At 60.5% G+C, this 15,966-nt stretch carries 15 protein-coding genes and 1 pseudogene; 7 read left to right on the top strand and 9 right to left on the bottom strand.

The features are described from left to right. Window positions 1-86: 86 nt before the first annotated feature. Together SB756_RS04005 and SB756_RS04000 are read left to right on the top strand one after the other, a co-directional pair. Entirely contained in the window at window positions 87-539 is a 453-nt protein-coding gene (locus tag SB756_RS04005; RefSeq protein WP_016499254.1) for an Lrp/AsnC family transcriptional regulator, read from the top strand. 412 nt (window positions 540-951) lie between these two features. Continuing rightward, the gene (locus tag SB756_RS04000; protein ID WP_016499253.1) at window positions 952-2,364 is read left to right on the top strand and encodes a purine-cytosine permease family protein; all 1,413 of its coding nucleotides are present in this window, start codon (window positions 952-954) and stop codon (window positions 2,362-2,364) included. Window positions 2,365-2,565: 201 nt separating this feature from the next. On the opposite strand, the gene SB756_RS03995 is transcribed toward SB756_RS04000, so the two are convergent. The 5 genes from SB756_RS03995 to glnT all read right to left on the bottom strand — a co-directional run bounded on the left by SB756_RS03995 (window position 2,566) and on the right by glnT (window position 8,387). Beyond that, the gene (locus SB756_RS03995) at window positions 2,566-3,870 is read right to left on the bottom strand and encodes an ammonium transporter (protein WP_410910218.1); all 1,305 of its coding nucleotides are present in this window, start codon (window positions 3,868-3,870) and stop codon (window positions 2,566-2,568) included. A gap of 167 nt (window positions 3,871-4,037) precedes the next feature. Next, window positions 4,038-5,363 (bottom strand): FMN-binding glutamate synthase family protein, encoded by a 1,326-nt coding sequence (locus SB756_RS03990; protein WP_016499251.1) that lies wholly within the window; start codon window positions 5,361-5,363, stop codon window positions 4,038-4,040. Between the two features lie 15 nt (window positions 5,364-5,378). Further along, the gene (locus tag SB756_RS03985) at window positions 5,379-6,053 is read right to left on the bottom strand and encodes a protein glxC (RefSeq protein ID WP_341798449.1); all 675 of its coding nucleotides are present in this window, start codon (window positions 6,051-6,053) and stop codon (window positions 5,379-5,381) included. Window positions 6,054-6,080: 27 nt separating this feature from the next. After that, a complete protein-coding gene (locus tag SB756_RS03980) occupies window positions 6,081-6,986 on the bottom strand; it encodes a class II glutamine amidotransferase (RefSeq protein WP_341798448.1) in 906 nt (301 codons plus the stop codon). 66 nt (window positions 6,987-7,052) lie between these two features. Next, a complete protein-coding gene (gene glnT, locus SB756_RS03975; RefSeq protein WP_341798447.1) occupies window positions 7,053-8,387 on the bottom strand; it encodes a type III glutamate--ammonia ligase in 1,335 nt (444 codons plus the stop codon). 344 nt (window positions 8,388-8,731) lie between these two features. On the opposite strand from glnT, the gene SB756_RS03970 reads away from it, so the two are divergent. Next, window positions 8,732-9,325, top strand: coding sequence for a helix-turn-helix domain-containing protein (locus SB756_RS03970; protein ID WP_341798446.1), 594 nt, complete (start codon window positions 8,732-8,734; stop codon window positions 9,323-9,325). 125 nt (window positions 9,326-9,450) lie between these two features. Continuing rightward, window positions 9,451-9,822 (top strand): annotated as a pseudogene (locus SB756_RS03965) (LLM class flavin-dependent oxidoreductase); the annotation flags it as partial. Between the two features lie 141 nt (window positions 9,823-9,963). On the opposite strand, the gene SB756_RS03960 reads toward SB756_RS03965, so the two are convergent. Next, window positions 9,964-10,965 carry an NADP-dependent oxidoreductase gene (locus SB756_RS03960; protein ID WP_410910217.1) on the bottom strand — a complete coding sequence of 334 codons (1,002 nt, stop codon included), beginning with the start codon at window positions 10,963-10,965 and terminating at the stop codon, window positions 9,964-9,966. 110 nt (window positions 10,966-11,075) lie between these two features. After that, entirely contained in the window at window positions 11,076-11,915 is an 840-nt protein-coding gene (locus SB756_RS03955; RefSeq protein ID WP_341798444.1) for an alpha/beta fold hydrolase, read from the bottom strand. 129 nt (window positions 11,916-12,044) lie between these two features. Between SB756_RS03955 and SB756_RS03950 the strand changes: the two genes are divergently transcribed. Beyond that, window positions 12,045-12,596 (top strand): TetR/AcrR family transcriptional regulator, encoded by a 552-nt coding sequence (locus SB756_RS03950; protein WP_410910216.1) that lies wholly within the window; start codon window positions 12,045-12,047, stop codon window positions 12,594-12,596. On the opposite strand, the gene SB756_RS03945 is transcribed toward SB756_RS03950, so the two are convergent. Then, a complete protein-coding gene (locus SB756_RS03945) occupies window positions 12,586-14,136 on the bottom strand; it encodes a PAS domain-containing protein (RefSeq protein WP_341798442.1) in 1,551 nt (516 codons plus the stop codon). The genes SB756_RS03950 and SB756_RS03945 overlap by 11 nt on opposite strands. A gap of 280 nt (window positions 14,137-14,416) precedes the next feature. On the opposite strand from SB756_RS03945, the gene SB756_RS03940 reads away from it, so the two are divergent. Continuing rightward, window positions 14,417-14,788, top strand: a complete 372-nt coding sequence (locus SB756_RS03940) for a response regulator (RefSeq protein ID WP_341798441.1) — start codon at window positions 14,417-14,419, stop codon at window positions 14,786-14,788. Window positions 14,789-14,880: 92 nt separating this feature from the next. Further along, window positions 14,881-15,027 carry a hypothetical protein gene (locus SB756_RS03935; RefSeq protein WP_410910422.1) on the top strand — a complete coding sequence of 49 codons (147 nt, stop codon included), beginning with the start codon at window positions 14,881-14,883 and terminating at the stop codon, window positions 15,025-15,027. Here SB756_RS03935 and SB756_RS03930 read toward each other — a convergent pair. Further along, on the bottom strand, window positions 15,011-15,958 hold the full coding sequence (locus SB756_RS03930; RefSeq protein WP_410910215.1) for an RHS repeat-associated core domain-containing protein: 948 nt from the start codon (window positions 15,956-15,958) through the stop codon (window positions 15,011-15,013). The two genes, SB756_RS03935 and SB756_RS03930, sit on opposite strands and share 17 nt — an antisense overlap. Window positions 15,959-15,966: the final 8 nt, after the last annotated feature.

Genomic DNA, 15,966 nt, shown 5'->3' with positions numbered 1-15,966 from the left:
GGGATGTCGAAAGATTACGGATTCCGCTCGGGGATTTTCTTTCGTATATTCCCTGCAATCGTTCAATTACCGGAAGATCCTTCTCAATGGACAGAACTGACAGAAAAATACTTGCCGAGCTGCAAAAAGACGGTCGGCTGTCGGTAACCGAGCTGGCCGAGCGTGTGGGGCTCAGCCTGTCGCCGTGCCATCGGCGCTTGAAGGCACTGGAGGAGTCCGGGGCGATACTCGGCTATCACGCCCGCCTGGCGCCGAGCGCCTTGGGGCTGAACTTTGCTGCGCTGGTGTTCGTGACTCTGCGCGAGGTCACCCGCCAGCCAGTGGCGGATTTTGAAGCGGCACTTTCGGAGATCCCGCAGATTGTCGAAGCGCAGCGGTTGTTTGGCGATCCGGATTACCTGCTGCATGTGGTGGCCAAGGACCTACCGGCGTTTCAGAAGCTGTACGACGAGAAACTGACCAGCATTCCCAACGTGAAGCGCCTGAGCTCGACCCTGGTAATGAAAGAAGTGATTCAGGACCGGTTGCTGCCGATGTAGCTCCATCGCCTGTACTGGCCCTTTCGCGGGCTCGCCCGCTGCCACAGGTTCACCACAGGTACTGAACGCTGCGCCATACCTGTGGCATCGGGCAAGCTCGCGAAAGGGCCGATACAGGCAACGATTCAGCTGCCCTGAAAACGCGCATCACGCACCATCAAAGCCCACCGCTTTCTACCGACACAGGGCTCAACCCCTCTATCCCAGGCCCTGCCGCCAACTGGCACCGTCCTTGCTACCGTCACCCGCTTAAGCTTTTGTCAGCCTTAGGTTTTTTAAGGTTTATGGGTACATATTTACTAATTTCTCGTTATCCCCGCGCCCCGCATCATCCCTCCAACAAGAACGCGTCGCCCATCGCCGGCACGCCCCCGGGCAGCTCCCGATGCCCTACCTTGCCTTGGAGTCAGTCATGACCAGTGCAGCCAATTCGGCACCCCTGATAGAAAAACACACAATCGGCTACGTGCCCCCGCAAGACCGCCATGGAAAGGTAAGGGATCTGTTCACACTGTGGTTCGGCGGCAATATCGCGCCGCTGCCCATCGTCACCGGCGCGCTGGGCGTGCAGCTGTTTCACCTGAACCTGATATGGGGCATCGTCGCCATCCTGGTCGGCCACCTGGTCGGCGGGGTACTGATGGCACTGCACTCGGCCCAGGGCCCGCAAATGGGCATCCCGCAGATGATCCAGAGCCGCGCCCAGTTCGGCACCCTCGGTGCGCTGCTGGTGGTGGTGATCGCCGGCGTCATGTACATCGGCTTCTTCGCTTCCAACATCGTGCTCGCCGGCAAGTCGCTGCATGGCGTGGTAGACACCGTGCCGGTACCGGTGGGCATCGTCATCGGTGCGCTGGGGTCGGGCATCATCGGTATCATCGGCTACCGCTTCATCCACGTGCTCAACCGTATCGGCACCTGGGTGCTGGGCATCGGCATCGTGGTGGGCTTCGGCTACATCTTCACCCACGTGCAAAGCGACGACTTCCTGACCCGTGGCAGCTTCAACCTGGCCGGCTGGCTGGCCACCGTGTCGCTGGCGGCGCTGTGGCAGATCGCCTTTGCGCCCTACGTGTCGGACTACTCGCGCTACCTGCCGGCGGATGTGAAAGTCAGCTCGACGTTCTGGACCACCTACCTGGGCTCTGCCCTGGGCTCGAGCCTGTCGTTCATCTTCGGCGCCGTGGCGGTGCTGGCGATCCCGGCAGGCATGGACACCATGGATGCGGTCAAGCTGGCCACCGGCACCCTGGGCCCGATCATGCTGGTGCTGTTCCTGCTCAGCGTCATCAGCCACAACGCCCTCAATCTGTATGGCGCGGTGCTGTCGATCATCACCCTGGTGCAAACCTTCGCTTATCGCTGGATTCCTACTGCCAAGAGCCGTGCGGTGCTGTCGCTGATCGTGCTGTCGGCCTGCTGCGTGGTGGCGGTGTTCGCCTCGGCAGACTTCATCGGCCACTTCGTCGACATGGTGCTGGTGCTGCTGGTGGTGCTGGTGCCGTGGACAGCGATCAACCTGATCGACTTTTATGTCATCCACAAAGGTGACTACGACATCCAGTCGATCTTCCAGGTCGATGGCGGTATCTATGGGCGTTACAACCCACAGGCGTTGATTGCCTATGCGGTAGGTATCGTGGTGCAGATCCCGTTCATGAACACGCCGCTGTATGTCGGGCCGATTTCCGAGCACATCAACGGGGCTGACCTGTCGTGGCTGGTAGGGCTGGCAATTACCTCGCCGCTGTACTGGTGGCTGGCCAGCCGTGACAGTGCCTACCGTCGTCGGCAGACGAGTGCCAAGTTGGCCATGGGGCACTGATTCAACCTGTAACGGCCTCTTCGCGGGCAAGCCCGCCCCCTACCCAGGCTACGTCAGTACTTGTAGGAGCAGCCTTGTGCTGCGAAGAGGCCAGTAAGGAACAAGATCTTCTTCAGCAGAAATGGCCTCTTCGCAGCACAAGGCTGCTCCTACAACTCCTGTACATGGCTTGAAGGCGATGCCAGGCAGGAGGCAAATCCATCAGAGGTTGTAAGCCCGCTCATTGTGCTCCGCCAGGTCCAGCCCCTGCTCTTCTTCCTCCCGGCTGGCCCGCAGCCCGACAGTCAGCTTGATCGCCCCGAGAATCGCCCAGCTCACCACGAAGCAGTACACGAAGGTGAACGCCACCCCCTTGAGCTGCACCAGTGCCTGCCCAATGGGCGATACGCCCTCCACATAGCCCCCCAGCGATGGCGCTGCGAACACCCCGGTCAGCACCGCCCCGACCATCCCGCCAACGCCATGCAGCCCGAACACATCGAGGCTGTCGTCATACCCCAGCGCCTGCTTGAGCCGGGTCACGGCAAAGAAGCAGATGGCCCCCGTCAGCACACCGATCACCAGCGCACCCAGGGGCCCGACGAACGCGCAAGCCGGTGTGATGCCCACCAACCCGGCCAATGCCCCCGAAGCTGCACCCAAGGCAGTCGGCCGGCCATGCATCACCTTCTCGGTCAGCAACCAACCGACAATCCCCGCACAAGCCGCCACCATGGTCGCCAGCATCACCACCCCGGCCCCCTCGTTGGCCGCCAGCCCCGAACCCACGTTGAAGCCGAACCAGCCCACCCACAGCAACCCCGCACCCACCAGGGTAAAGCCGAGGTTGTGCGGCGGCATGGCCACCTGCGGGTAGCCCTTGCGTTTGCCCAACATCAACGCAGCAGCCAAGGCAGCCACGCCAGAGTTGATATGCACCGCAGTACCACCGGCGAAATCCAGCACGCCCCAGTTGACCATCAACGCCCCCGGCCCGCCCCACACCATATGGGCGATTGGTGCGTACACCAGCACGAACCACGCCGCCATGAACAGCAACGAAGCGCTGAACTTCATGCGCTCGGCAAAGCCGCCGGCAATCAGCGCCGGGGTGATGATGGCGAACGTCAGCTGGAACACCGCAAACACGCCTTCGGGGATGGTGCCGACCAGGCTGTCATGGCCGATATCCAGCATCAGTGCCTTGTCCAGCCCGCCGATGAAACTGTTGAAGGTGAGCTGGCCCTCGACCATGCCGGTGGTATCGACCACCAGGCTGTAACCGAACAATACCCAGAGGATGCCGATAACCCCGGCCACGGCGAACAGCTGGGTGAACACGGAGAGGAAGTTCTTGGCACGCACCATGCCGCCATAGAACAGCGCCAGGCCAGGGATGCACATCATCAACACAAACATCGCGGCGCAGATCATCCAGGCGGTGTTGCCGGTGTCCAGGGTGGTTTCGGCGGCAGTGGCCTGGGTGGCCAGGGCTAACAACATTACAGCGAGGCTGAGGTGCTTCATCGAGTCACTCCTGTGGAAATGGTGGGGGCCCGTGGGGCTGCTTTGCAGCCCTTTCGCGACACAAGGTCGCTCCTACAGGGGAGCGCGCAAGCTCAGGCACTGCAATCCCCTGTAGGAGCGGCCTTGTGCCGCGAAAGGGTCGCAAAGCGACCCCAGTAACCGATGGATCAGTACTGCGCCTGCCCCGGCACCCAGGCCGTCCCCGCCAACGGCACCCGCGCCATCGCCGCCGCTTCCACGGTCAATGCCACCAGGTCCTCCGGGTCAAGGTTGTGCAGGTGCGACTTGCCACACGCCCGGGCCATGGTCTGCGCCTCCAGCACCAGCACACGCAGATAGTTCGCCAGCCGTCGCCCCGCCTCCTCCGGGTTCAGGCGCTTGGCCAGCTCCGGGTCCTGGGTGGTGATGCCGGCCGGGTCGCGGCCGTTTTGCCAGTCGTCATAAAAGCCGGCGGCCGAGCCAATCTTCCTCAGCTCGCTGTCCAGGCGGGGGTGGTTGTCACCCAGGGCGATCAGCGCCGCCGTACCAATGGCCACCGCGTCAGCCCCCAGGGCCATGGCCTTGGCCACGTCGGCACCGTTGCGGATACCGCCAGAGACAATCAACTGCACCTTGCGGTGCATGCCCATTTCCTGCAGCGCCTGCACCGCCTGCGGTATCGCCGGCAAGATCGGGATGCCGACGTGTTCGATGAACACTTCCTGAGTCGCTGCTGTACCGCCCTGCATGCCATCGAGCACGATCACGTCAGCACCGGCCTTCACCGCCAGCTTGACGTCGTAGTACGGGCGGCTGGCGCCGATCTTCACGTAGATGGGTTTTTCCCAGTCGGTGATCTCGCGGATCTCGGCAATCTTGATCGCCAGGTCGTCCGGGCCGGTCCAGTCCGGGTGGCGGCAGGCGCTGCGCTGGTCGACGCCGATCGGCAAGGTGCGCATGCCGGCCACCCGCTCGGTCACTTTCATGCCCAGCAGCATGCCGCCACCGCCCGGCTTGGCGCCCTGCCCGAGGACGATCTCGATGGCGTCGGCCTTGCGCAGGTCATCGGGATTCATACCGTAGCGCGATGGCAGGTATTGATACACCAGATGCTGCGACTGGCCGCGCTCTTCCGGGGTCATGCCGCCGTCGCCGGTGGTGGTGCTGGTGCCGGCGATGGTCGCACCACGGCCCAGCGCTTCCTTGGCATTGGCCGACAGCGCACCGAAGCTCATGCCGGCGATGGTCACCGGGATTTTCAGGTGAATCGGCTTTTTCGCAAACCGGTTGCCAAGCACCACGTCCGTGCCGCACTTCTCGCGGTAGCCTTCCAGGGGGTAACGCGACACGCTGGCGCCCAGCAGCAGCAGGTCGTCGAAGTGCGGCACACGGCGCTTGGTGCCACCACCGCGAATGTCGTAGATGCCGGTTTCGGCGGCACGCTGGATTTCCTGGATGGTCAGGCGATCGAAGGTGGCCGACTCACGCAGTACCGGTGGGAATTGCTCGCTCATGGGAATGCTCCTGGATCAGTACGCGCTGGCGTTGTCGACTTTGAAGTTGTACAGCTGGCGGGCCGAGCCGTAACGTTTGAAATCGGCGGCCTTGTGGTCAAGGCCAGCCTTGTTCAGCAGTTCCTGCAGCTCTTGCAGGTGTTCGGCGCGCATTTCCTTTTCGATGCAGTCCGAGCCCAGTGACTGCACCGAGCCCTTGACGTAGATGCGCACCTCATACAGCGAGTCGCCCAGCGCATCGCCGGCATCGCCACACACCACCAGGCGCCCGGCCTGGCCCATGAAGCAGCTCATGTGCCCGATGTTGCCGCCTACCACGATGTCCACGCCTTTCATGGAAATACCGCAACGGGCACCGGCGTCACCCTCGATCACCAGCAGCCCGCCATGGGCAGTGGCACCAGCGGCCTGGGAGGCACTGCCTTTGACCCGCACCGAACCGGACATCATGTTCTCGGCCACACCCACACCGACGTTGCCGTGCACGGTGACACTGGCCTGCTGGTTCATGCCGGCGCAGTAGTAGCCGGCATGGCCTTCGATATCCACCGCCACGGCAGCGTTGATGCCCACAGCCAGGTTGTGCTTGCCGCCAGGGTGGGTCACTTGCCATTCAAGGTCCTGCACCTCGTCGTGCAAGGACTGGTTGAGCACACGCACCGAAGTGCTGGACAGGTCGATCGTCTTCATAAGGTTCTCCAAGGGTTCGGTGGCAGGTCAGGCGCTTTCGCGCTCCCAGACGTACAGCGTGGCCGGGGCCGGTTCCCAGACCTTGGCGTGCTCGATGCCTGGCAGGCCGGCCAGTGCCTGGTATTCCGAGGCCATGGCCACGTAGTCTTCGGTCTCGGCCAGCACCGCCGGCTTGCAGGCAATCGGGTCGCGGATCACGGCAAAGCCGTTGCGGGTGCCGATGGCAAAGGTGAAGAAGCCGTCCAGGTCTTCCAATGCGCCATCCAGGGCCTGGGCCAGGCTGTCACCCTGCTGCAGGCGCCAGGTCAGGTAGCCGGCGGCCACTTCGGTGTCGTTGTCGGTTTCGAAACTGATGCCTTCGCGCTTGAGCTCCTGGCGCAGGCGAAAGTGGTTGGACAGCGAGCCGTTGTGCACCAGGCACAGGTCGGCGCCGGTGGAAAACGGGTGGCTGCCTTCCATGGTCACGGCGCTTTCGGTGGCCATGCGGGTGTGGCCGATGATGTGGCTGCCCTTCATGCCGGCCAGGCCGAAGCGACTGGAAATTTCCGCCGGCAAGCCCATGCCCTTGAGGATTTCGATGCTCTGCCCGGCGCTCATGATGCGCACGTCCGGCGCGAGCGCAGCCAGCGCGCCGCGGGCCGCAGCTTCATCGGTATGCACCTTGAGCACTGCGGCGCTGGCGTTCTGGAACCAGTCCAGCGAGCAGCCCAGGTGCCCTTCCAGCTGGCCCATCAGGGTGGTCCACGGGTAATTTATATCGGCCGCTTGCAGGGTCAGTTTGACCCAGCCATCGGCCACTTCGTCGCCGTAGATGGCAAAGCCGGCGCTGTCCGGGCCACGGTCGGTCATGGCTTCGAGCATGGGTTCGAACAGCTTGCCAAGCTGGGCTTCCAGCTCGGGCTTTTTCAGGTACAGGCCTACAATTCCACACATGGTGATGCTCCTTACTAGGCAGTGGGCGACCGCTCTCGTATTGGCCGCCCAGGGGATTGGGGGCGGTCAGAAGAACTCGGTGTAACGCTGGATTTCCCAGTCGGAGACGTGGCGGCAGTACTCCACCCACTCCATGCGCTTGAGCTTGATGAACTCGTCGACGATCTCGGCGCCCAGCACCTCGCGGAACAACGGGTCGGCTTCGAGCGCGTCGGCGGCCTCCTTCAGCGATTGCGGCAGGGTCTTGATGCCGCGTGCGGCAATTTCTTCAAGGCTGAGGTTGTAGAGGTTTTCATTGCACATCTCGCCCGGGTCCAGCTGGCGGTCGATGCCATCCAGGCCGGCGGCAATGATCGCGGCGGTGACCAGGTACGGGTTGCAGCCGGCGTCCGGCAGGCGAAACTCCAGGCGACCATAAGGAATGCGTACCATCGCCGAACGGTTGTTGGCCCCCCAGGCAACGAAGGCCGGGGCCCAGGTGGAGCCCGACAACGACCGGCCCACCACCAGACGCTTGTAGGAATTGACCGTCGGCGCCGCAAAGGCACACAGCGCCGGACCGTGTGCCATCAGCCCTGCGGCAAAGTGGTAGGCCAACTTCGACAGGCCCATGCCGCTGCTGTCGGACGGGTCGTGGAACAGGTTCTTGTGGGTGCTGCTGGCCAGCGACAGGTGAAAGTGCATGCCGTTGCCGGCGCGCTTGGGGTCGGGCTTGGGCATGAACGAGCAGATCATGCCCAGGTCGTTGGCGATCTCACCGGCGGCCATGCGGAAAAAGGTGAAACGGTCGGCCGACTCCATGGCATCGCTGTAGGTGTAGTTGATCTCGAACTGGCCGTTGGCGTCTTCGTGGTCGATCTGGTAGATGTCGAAGCCCACCGGCTGCAGCGCCTCGGTCAGGCGCTCGAGGAACAGCCGCGAGCGCGACAGGCCCTTGTAGTCGTAGCAGGGTTTGTCGAGGTTGTCGGAGGCGTCCACCAGTTGCAGCTTGCCGCCTTCGTCGCGGCGGAACAGGCTGAACTCAGGCTCAAGGCCGGTATTCAGGGTCCAGCCCTTGTCGGCCAGGCGCTGCACCTGCTGCTGCAACACGTAGCGGGTGTCGTAGGGCCAAGGCTGGCCGTTGACATGGCCCACGCACACCACCCGGCCATAGCCCGGCTGCCAAGGCACCGGAACCAGCGTGGACAGGTCGCCGCGGGCCATGAAGTCCGGGCCGTGCGGCTCCATGCCCATGCCGCAGATGGCGAACCCGGCAAAGCCGGCGCCCTCCTCGGCTACCATCTTCAGGCCCGATACCGGCACCGATTTGGTCTTCGCCGAACCATGGATGTCGACGAACTGCGCCAGCACGTACTTGATGCCGTGTTGGTCGAGGGTGCGTTGGGTTTCTGCTGGCAACATGGTTGAACACTCCTGGGCAAGGGGCAATAATTCCGCAAGGGAAACTTACTTTCCTCTCAGGAATGCAATGCGCTTGCCAAGTTTGTTCAAGGTGCGACCTTGGGTGTCTGTTCGGGCCTCTGCGCGGGCAAGCCCGCTCCCACAGGATTCGCCGCAAAGCCGTATGGGAGCGGACTTGCCCGCGAAGAGGCCGGCACAGGCAAGACAAAACCCAGGCAGGTTTTTCTGTTCTATTTGTGGGAAACTTGTTTTCACCTGAGGAAAGAAGCGGCCAGCGCAGCTGCATTTCGCACTTTCCCAGTGCGAAAACTTTTTTCTTGAACTGAAACCGTGCAGGACATTCGATGTCGACTGAAACCGAACCGCGCCTTCGCCTGGAGCAGTACCTTGGCCTGCAGATCAAGCGCCAGCGCCAGGCCCAGTCCCTCAAGCTCGCCGATGTGGCACGCATTGCCGGCATCAGCCAGGGCATGCTGAGCAAGATCGAGAACGCCCAGGTATCCACCAGCCTCGACACCCTCAGCCGCCTGTGCGACGTGCTGGGCATGCCGATGGCCAAGCTGTTCAGCCAATATGACCAGCCCGATGGCAATGCCCTGCTGGTGAAGGCCGGCGAAGGGCTGGAAGTGGTACGCCGCGGCACCGAGAAGGGCCACACCTACCACTTGCTCAATCACGCCAGGGGGCCGAAGAAGAACTTCGAGGCCTATATGGTGAGCATGGACGACGCCAGCGAAGAGTTCCCCACCTTCGCCCACCCCGGCACCGAGTTCCTCCACTTGCTGGAGGGCGAACTGGTGTACCGCCATGGCAACCAGCTCTATCACATGCACGCCGGCGACAGCCTGACCTTCGACGGCGAAACCCCGCACGGCCCGGAGCAGTTGGTGCAGGTGCCCATACGGCTGCTGTCGATCATGAACTACAGCGACGAGTGAGGCGGCGCATGGCCGCTGGTGCTGGGCTTATCGTGCTGGCCACCCTTCCGGCAGCGGCGCGCAAGGCACCGGCCGTGCATTGCGATACCAGCCGCTGCCCGCATTGATCAATGCACTGTGGATAGTTTGCGCTATACGAACAAGCGAGCGTTGGCTGCGGTGGAGCACCCAGCCTATGGACTCATCCAGCTGATGAGCGCCTGGCCGCCAACACTTTTGATTTCTGGTCAAACCAAGCCCGTATCGCCGACCAGGCTAACCTCGACATGCTCTTCTTCGCAGATGTCCTGGGCTTCTACGACGTCTTCGGCGGGAGCGCTGAAGCAGCAGTGAAGTGGGCGGTAGAAGCGCCTGCGAACGACCCGTTGATGATCATTCCGAGGCTAGCTGCGATCACCAGGAATCTGGCATTCGGCGCTACCGTTACCTCGACCTACGAGCATCCCTTCACGCATGCCCGGCGCTTCAGCACGCTCGATCACATAAGCGCAAAGCGGCACCTTCCGGTCTCGCCTCAGAGATGACCGCTCGGACCGCCTGCCATCGTCTGCTTATGGAGCGTCTTTCCGACAGCAGTGACTCAGGGCTGAATCGCCCCACACAAAGGGAAGCTTTCGCTCCCCTTTGTGCTCAGGTGGTCACTTCATCGTCACTACGACCTTACCTTTAGCTCTGCCTTGCGCGACGTAAGCCAAGGCATCGCGTGTCGCGTTCAACGGGAAGGTACGATCCACTACAGGCTTGATGACCCCGGCTTCAACCAGCTTCGCCAGCTCAGCAAGTTGCGCACCACTCTCCCTCATGAACAGAAACCTGTAACTGACCCCCTTCTGCTCCGACTTTTTCCGGATCCCCCGGCTGATCAAACGAACGATCTGCTGGAACAGCCAGGAGAGACGAAGCTGCTCTGCGAACTCAGGGGTGGGTGGGCCTGAGATGGAAATCAACTGACCACCCGGCTTCAGTACCTTGAGCGATTTATCGAGAACGTCCGCCCCCAGGCCACTGAGCACCACATCGTAATCACTCAGGTGCGATTCGAACGGCTGCGTCTTGTAATCGATCACCACGTCCGCACCCAGCGCCTTGACCCACGGCACGTTGACGGTACTCGTGGTTGTCGCGACGAATGCTCCCAGATGCTTCGCAACCTGTATGGCGATGCTACCGACGCCACCGGAACCAGCATGGATCAGTACCTTCTGGCCTGGATGAACCTTGGCGATTTCCACTAAAGCCTGCCAGGCCGTCAGAGCCACCAATGGCAGCGACGCCGCGTCCTGCATACTCAGGTTGGCAGGCTTGAGGGCGACTGCCGCTTCGTTGACGCCCACGAACTCCGCGAAACCGCCCATGCGCGCCTGATCTACACGAGCGTAGACCTCGTCCCCAACCCGGAACCGACTGACTTTCCCACCCACCCGCTTCACCGTACCAGCAATATCGTTACCCAGGATCAGCGGCATCCGGAAAGGCAGAATCAACTTGAACTCGCCTTTCCTGATTTTGATATCAAGGACATTCACGCTTGCAGCGTGCGTCTCGACCAGCACATCGAAATCACCCACCTTGGGCTGTGGCACTTCAGTGATGTCACCCTCGACCTCTTTGCCGTAGCGGTCAATCAGAAACGCTTTCATACCTTCAAGATTCCACAATGTAGACGTGCCTCATTTATCCGACTCCAGGCAATGATGGCCTCACCCGTTCACGTTGCCCCTCGTGTGCAACAGCACAGGCCGGCCTGGCCTTACTCTTCCAGGAATTGAAGGGCGTGTTTCAGGAAGCGCTCAGGGAACTGGAAGTGAGCGGCGTGACCGGAGTCGGGGTAGATCAGCAGCTGGGCATTTGGAATGCTCTGCACCAGGCTCCACGAATTGATCGAAGGGATCATGACGTCATCGACGCCATTGACCACCAAGGTGGGTTGCTTGAGTGCGTTGAGGTAGGAGAAGCGGTTCTCACCCTGTGCCGACTGGACATAGGCCGCAAAAGCAGCCCCCTGAGCCATGGCAACCTCAACGGAACTTGGCGCGTCCTGATCGGCACGCTGATTGCGTCGCTCCCAGAACGCCAGGCCCGCGCGTCTGGCAGCATCCGAGCGACCGAAGAAGAGGAACAGGAAGTCTTCGATGGTGGGCACAGGGTTTGACGCGGCTTCTCTCACACCCTCCGCCATGCTTGGATCACCACCGCGCAGACCGGTGCCTATCAGCAGAAGCTTGCGCACCAACCCAGGGTGACGCAGCGCCACTTCCTGAACCTGCAGACCACCGATGGAGAAGCCAAGCAGGTCGACCTGGGTCAGCCCCAGAGCACTGATGGCTGCTGCGATGTCATCCGCCATTTGCTCAATGGTCGTGGCCGGAATACCCGACGACGAAGCCACCCCCCTGCCGTTCAGCAGGATCACTTCACGGCCCGCAGCCAGACCATCGGTGATTATCGGGTCCCAGTGATCGAGACCGCCACGGAAGTGGGCGATGAAGACCAGAGGCACACCCGCAGCATTACCCCAGCGGCGGTAAGTGAAGGTGTCGCCGCCTACTTGTACTGTGCGGGTCGGAACGGTGAGATGGGTATAGCTCATGACGTTTTGCTCTCTCGGTGGAAGACCTGGCTTAATGATGATGATCGTAATCCATTTGGTCAACGACTTTGATGATGAACGTAATCAATGTAGGCTATTGCTTGGCTTGATAGCAGAGAGCGCGGAGAAATGAAGGTCACAAAGGCCCAGGCCCAGGCGAACCGGGCCCGTATCGTAGAGACGTCCTCTAAGCTTTTTCGTGAGCGCGGTTACGATGGCGTGGGTGTTTCCGATCTCATGGCAGCTGCCGGCTTTACCCATGGAGGCTTCTACAAGCACTTCAAATCCAAGGCGGATCTGATAGAGGAGTCGGCAGCGTGTGGCATTGCCAAGACGATCGATCAGGTGCAGGGCCTCGAACTGACTGAATTCGTGAGCTACTACCTCTCACGAAAACACCGGGACGAGAAGGGTACGGGTTGCACGCTAGCGGCCCTTGGTGGAGATGCCGCACGCCAGTCTGATGACATCAAAACCGCTTATGCGGCCGGAATCGAGGACTTGCTGGAGGCCTTGATACAACCAGCAAAAAGCCGTGAGGATATTATCAATACCTTCGCCCATATCCTTGGTGCCTTGGTTTTATCGCGTGCTTGCCCGGACGATTCGCCACTGGCCGATGAAGTGCTCAGCGTCTGTCGAGACCGCATTCTGGGGAAGCGGCCTACTCCTACAGCTTGAACTTCACACAAATCGTACTGTTCCGGGCGAGCCGGTCCAGCGTGATTGCATTGGCTCCATACCCTGAATAGCTTTTCACCAGCCGCATGCCCAGGCCTGTTCCGCTTGGTTCGGGATAAGACTCAGGAAAGCCCTCCCCCTCGTCCCTTACCGTAATGAAAGCATGGTCGCCTGCATCCTGGACGCTCACGTCTATGGTGCCCTTGCCGTACTTGAGGGCATTGGTGATCAGCTCGGAAATGACCAGGCCCAACGGCGCCATCCGCTGTGGAGGGAGAATGAAAGCGTCGGCATCGAGAACGATCTTTCGCTCAGCCAGCGCCGACCCCAGGTCACTCAACAAGGCGCCAAGATACTCTGATGCCAGGACGCCCTGGGTTTCTGCGGTCCGATAGAGGCGTTCATGCACACTGGCAATCGTCAGCACACGGCTGGCTGCCGTCTGCAGCTGGATCTTGACCGCCTCATCCGCCGACAGATTGGCTTGAAGCTGCAGCAGGGTGTTCACCAGGTGCAGGCTGTTCTTGACCCGATGGTGAATCTCTTCGAGATAGAGATGGCTGTCGCTCAGCTTGGTGTTCTGCACGGCAATCAGCGACAGCAGCTGAGCCTCATGCTGGTGCCGCTCGGTAATGTCCCGCGACACCGCGATCAGTCTGTCCACCTTGCCCTCGGTACTCAGAATGGGCGCGATAGTGACGTCCCACCATCTCGGCTCATCAGTGGCCGTAGGGCAGTAGGCCTCAAACCTTGCCGGCTCGCCGGCCACGGAACGGGCCATGGCATCACGCACCACCGCCTTGGAGTCATCAGGCCACAGCTGGGTCCACGGCTTGCCGCGCACCTCTGCCAGCTCGCCGATGTGCATGAGGCACATCCCGGCCTCATTCATGAATTCGATGTCGCCGTGCGTGGTGAGGATCTTTACGCAGTCCGGACTGGCATTGAGCATGCTCTCGGAATAGCGATCCGGTAACTGGTCATCCGCCGCATTTGCCAGGCGCTCCACGGCCATGGAGATGACGTTGGAGATACCCTCGAGGAAAACCAGGTCGCTTTCGATGAAGTCGTCACCGTCGGTGCTATCCGCCTCAAGCACACCAAAGGGCCTGAGCGCCCCCCGGATAGGCACATTGATGGCGCGTTCGATACCGTATTTTTTCAACAGGTCCGGCGTGCGGAAGCGTTGTTCCTGGCCCAGATGGTTGGAAAGCACCGGCCGGTAGGTGGAAATGGCATAACCCGCCGGACTGGCCACATCCCCACCGACCTTGGCGTGGCCGATATCCGAGGGATCCCAACCGACGCCATGGGTCAGCAAAAAATCGTCACTCCCAGGCAAGGGCATCAACACCTTGGCAAAACGCGTGTTCATGCCGTTGGCTACCACGGTACAAGCCTGCGTGAGCAAAGTATCGAGATTCGTCGACCTGAGCGACGACACGCCATACTCCACCACCAACTGATGCTGCTTGTGTAAACGGGCCTGTGACTTTTGTAGTGCAAGCCTGATCATTTCATCGGGAGGCAGTTGATGCATGGGTTCTCATCCGCAGCTGGCCAATATGGAAGATTATTTTCGAGAGCGCCTTTTGACACCGTGGAGCCTGCGGGCGTGCCGGACAGGGATCGAAAAAGTTTCGGGTCTTCATTTACCAACGATCCTGGATCGATGGCAATGACGAAAACCATCTAAGCGCGACGGTAATGGGCAAGTATAGATCGCTCGGCTTGCCAACAACCCAAGCGCCACCCGTCAGCCGCGTGAAACCACTGGTCATGGCCGCTGGCCGTATGGCTACAGGATCGGGGTTTTTATTATGGCTCGCAGTGTATTGGTAGTAGAGGATGACGAGTTGATCCGAACCCTCGCCTGCGAGGCGCTGGAATCGCTCGACCTCGACGTGCACAGCTGTGGCTGCGTCGATGAGGCGATAACGGTGCTGGAAACAATGGCCCACCTGGACCTCGTATTGACCGATATCCAGATGCCTGGCCAACTCAATGGCGTGGATCTTGCGCACCTGATCATTCATCGCTGGCCGGCCACCGCCGTGATGGTGATGTCGGCCGGCCAACTTGATCCCGGCGTTCGCCTGCCTGAGTGTTCAACGTTCCTGTCCAAACCCTGGACGCTTGACCAGTTACTGAATGCGGTTGAGCGACAGCTATCGCCTAAGGCAAGTGTTTGAGGACGGGGCCTTGCTCGAACACGCTCGGCATCCCACACAGCGGAAAAGGCGCTGGAATGACTTCCCGGCGTTCATTGCCATGATCGAGCGCGGTGTATATCGCGCTGGAGCCGGTGTACGCAATCATCGGCGCGTGGTGGTTGTTTGGTAACCAGCCGAGCTTGCGCATGGCGGCGGGGGCTGCGTTGATCGTGCTGGCGACCATTCTGGCGGCGGGGATGATCAACTTGCTGTCCTGATGCCAAACCCTTTTGCTGTCGCATCTTCATAAGAGGGCGGTGGAACGTATTCAGGCGGTGGGCCATTGAGCGAAGGATCAGTGCTAGAGGAGCTAGGGCGCCTTCTAGCAAAGAGAGGGGTATTGTTATATCTACCATGCCATGTGTATTCGTATCCCTTGACCCCTCTGGGAAGCTGCCCTCTGTTCACTGCGAAGACCTGCCCTTCTTTGTGCACAGATACGGTCGGAACAAAGTTTGCAACAAAATCAACATCCGGCCGTTGGAAGCGAATTATCCCTTCAACCTTGGACAGTTTTGTGAATACATGATTATTTCCTGCGGGTAAGGCCAGCAAAGCGTTAACATCAGACGGTTCTTGAGCTAAATGTCGGATAAAAGGTTTGAGCGTCATAGGCGCATTATTTTCCCGCAGCAGAGCGGTAGCACCGGTCTTCTTCATTGCACCCAAAGTTTTAGCCATTCCAGAAAGGCTGACTCTCAACTGACCTGAAGGGTCTGAGTAATTGATGGGGTCACCTGTGCAATAGGCGTATGCATTCAGCCCTCCTCTGTCAAACGGGCTCAATACGTCAGGCCCTGTCAAACGCCTGAGTGATGGGCTGAACAGTCGATACCCGTTACCCAACGGATAGCACCCCGTCTGTGTATCACGCCATTCGCCAGTGAAACCAACCATTGCCAGTTTTTTCTGGACAGGCGAAAAACCATAGGGTGAATAAGCCTCGCAATCGTGAAGGTTAATAGCGTGGGCTGCCAATACGGTATTGGCTGCGTCGCTTTGCAACAGCGTGGCCGATGTTTGCAACTGGGCTAGCGCCCTGCTATCAGCACGCATTAACCGCGTGTTTTCCAAGCCGATCAAACAAACCAGTCTGGTGTTGGCGTAGAACAGGCGCACACTGGGGACCTTGTTATCTATCGTGCTCATTTCTACGT

The organism is Pseudomonas sp. SIMBA_068, assembly GCF_046534705.1.
GTDB classification, from domain to species: Bacteria; Pseudomonadota; Gammaproteobacteria; order Pseudomonadales; family Pseudomonadaceae; genus Aquipseudomonas; species Aquipseudomonas putida.
Note: the sequence above shows the minus strand (reverse complement) of the source record. Positions and strands in the feature narration are given on the sequence as shown.

Bases quoted from the DNA above. Each gene is read 5' to 3' on its own strand.
- SB756_RS03950 (WP_410910216.1), top strand. From the start codon at position 12,045: ATGAAGGTCACAAAGGCCCAGGCCCAGGCGAACCGGGCCCGTATCGTA.
- SB756_RS03995 (WP_410910218.1), bottom strand. From the start codon at position 3,870: ATGAAGCACCTCAGCCTCGCTGTAATGTTGTTAGCCCTGGCCACCCAG.
- SB756_RS03960 (WP_410910217.1), bottom strand. From the start codon at position 10,965: ATGAAAGCGTTTCTGATTGACCGCTACGGCAAAGAGGTCGAGGGTGAC.
- SB756_RS03990 (WP_016499251.1), bottom strand. From the start codon at position 5,363: ATGAGCGAGCAATTCCCACCGGTACTGCGTGAGTCGGCCACCTTCGAT.
- SB756_RS03930 (WP_410910215.1), bottom strand. From the start codon at position 15,958: ATGAGCACGATAGATAACAAGGTCCCCAGTGTGCGCCTGTTCTACGCC.
- SB756_RS03955 (WP_341798444.1), bottom strand. From the start codon at position 11,915: ATGAGCTATACCCATCTCACCGTTCCGACCCGCACAGTACAAGTAGGC.
- SB756_RS03970 (WP_341798446.1), top strand. From the start codon at position 8,732: ATGTCGACTGAAACCGAACCGCGCCTTCGCCTGGAGCAGTACCTTGGC.
- SB756_RS03945 (WP_341798442.1), bottom strand. From the start codon at position 14,136: ATGCATCAACTGCCTCCCGATGAAATGATCAGGCTTGCACTACAAAAG.
- glnT (WP_341798447.1), bottom strand. From the start codon at position 8,387: ATGTTGCCAGCAGAAACCCAACGCACCCTCGACCAACACGGCATCAAG.
- SB756_RS04005 (WP_016499254.1), top strand. From the start codon at position 87: ATGGACAGAACTGACAGAAAAATACTTGCCGAGCTGCAAAAAGACGGT.
- SB756_RS03980 (WP_341798448.1), bottom strand. From the start codon at position 6,986: ATGTGTGGAATTGTAGGCCTGTACCTGAAAAAGCCCGAGCTGGAAGCC.
- SB756_RS03940 (WP_341798441.1), top strand. From the start codon at position 14,417: ATGGCTCGCAGTGTATTGGTAGTAGAGGATGACGAGTTGATCCGAACC.
- SB756_RS03985 (WP_341798449.1), bottom strand. From the start codon at position 6,053: ATGAAGACGATCGACCTGTCCAGCACTTCGGTGCGTGTGCTCAACCAG.
- SB756_RS04000 (WP_016499253.1), top strand. From the start codon at position 952: ATGACCAGTGCAGCCAATTCGGCACCCCTGATAGAAAAACACACAATC.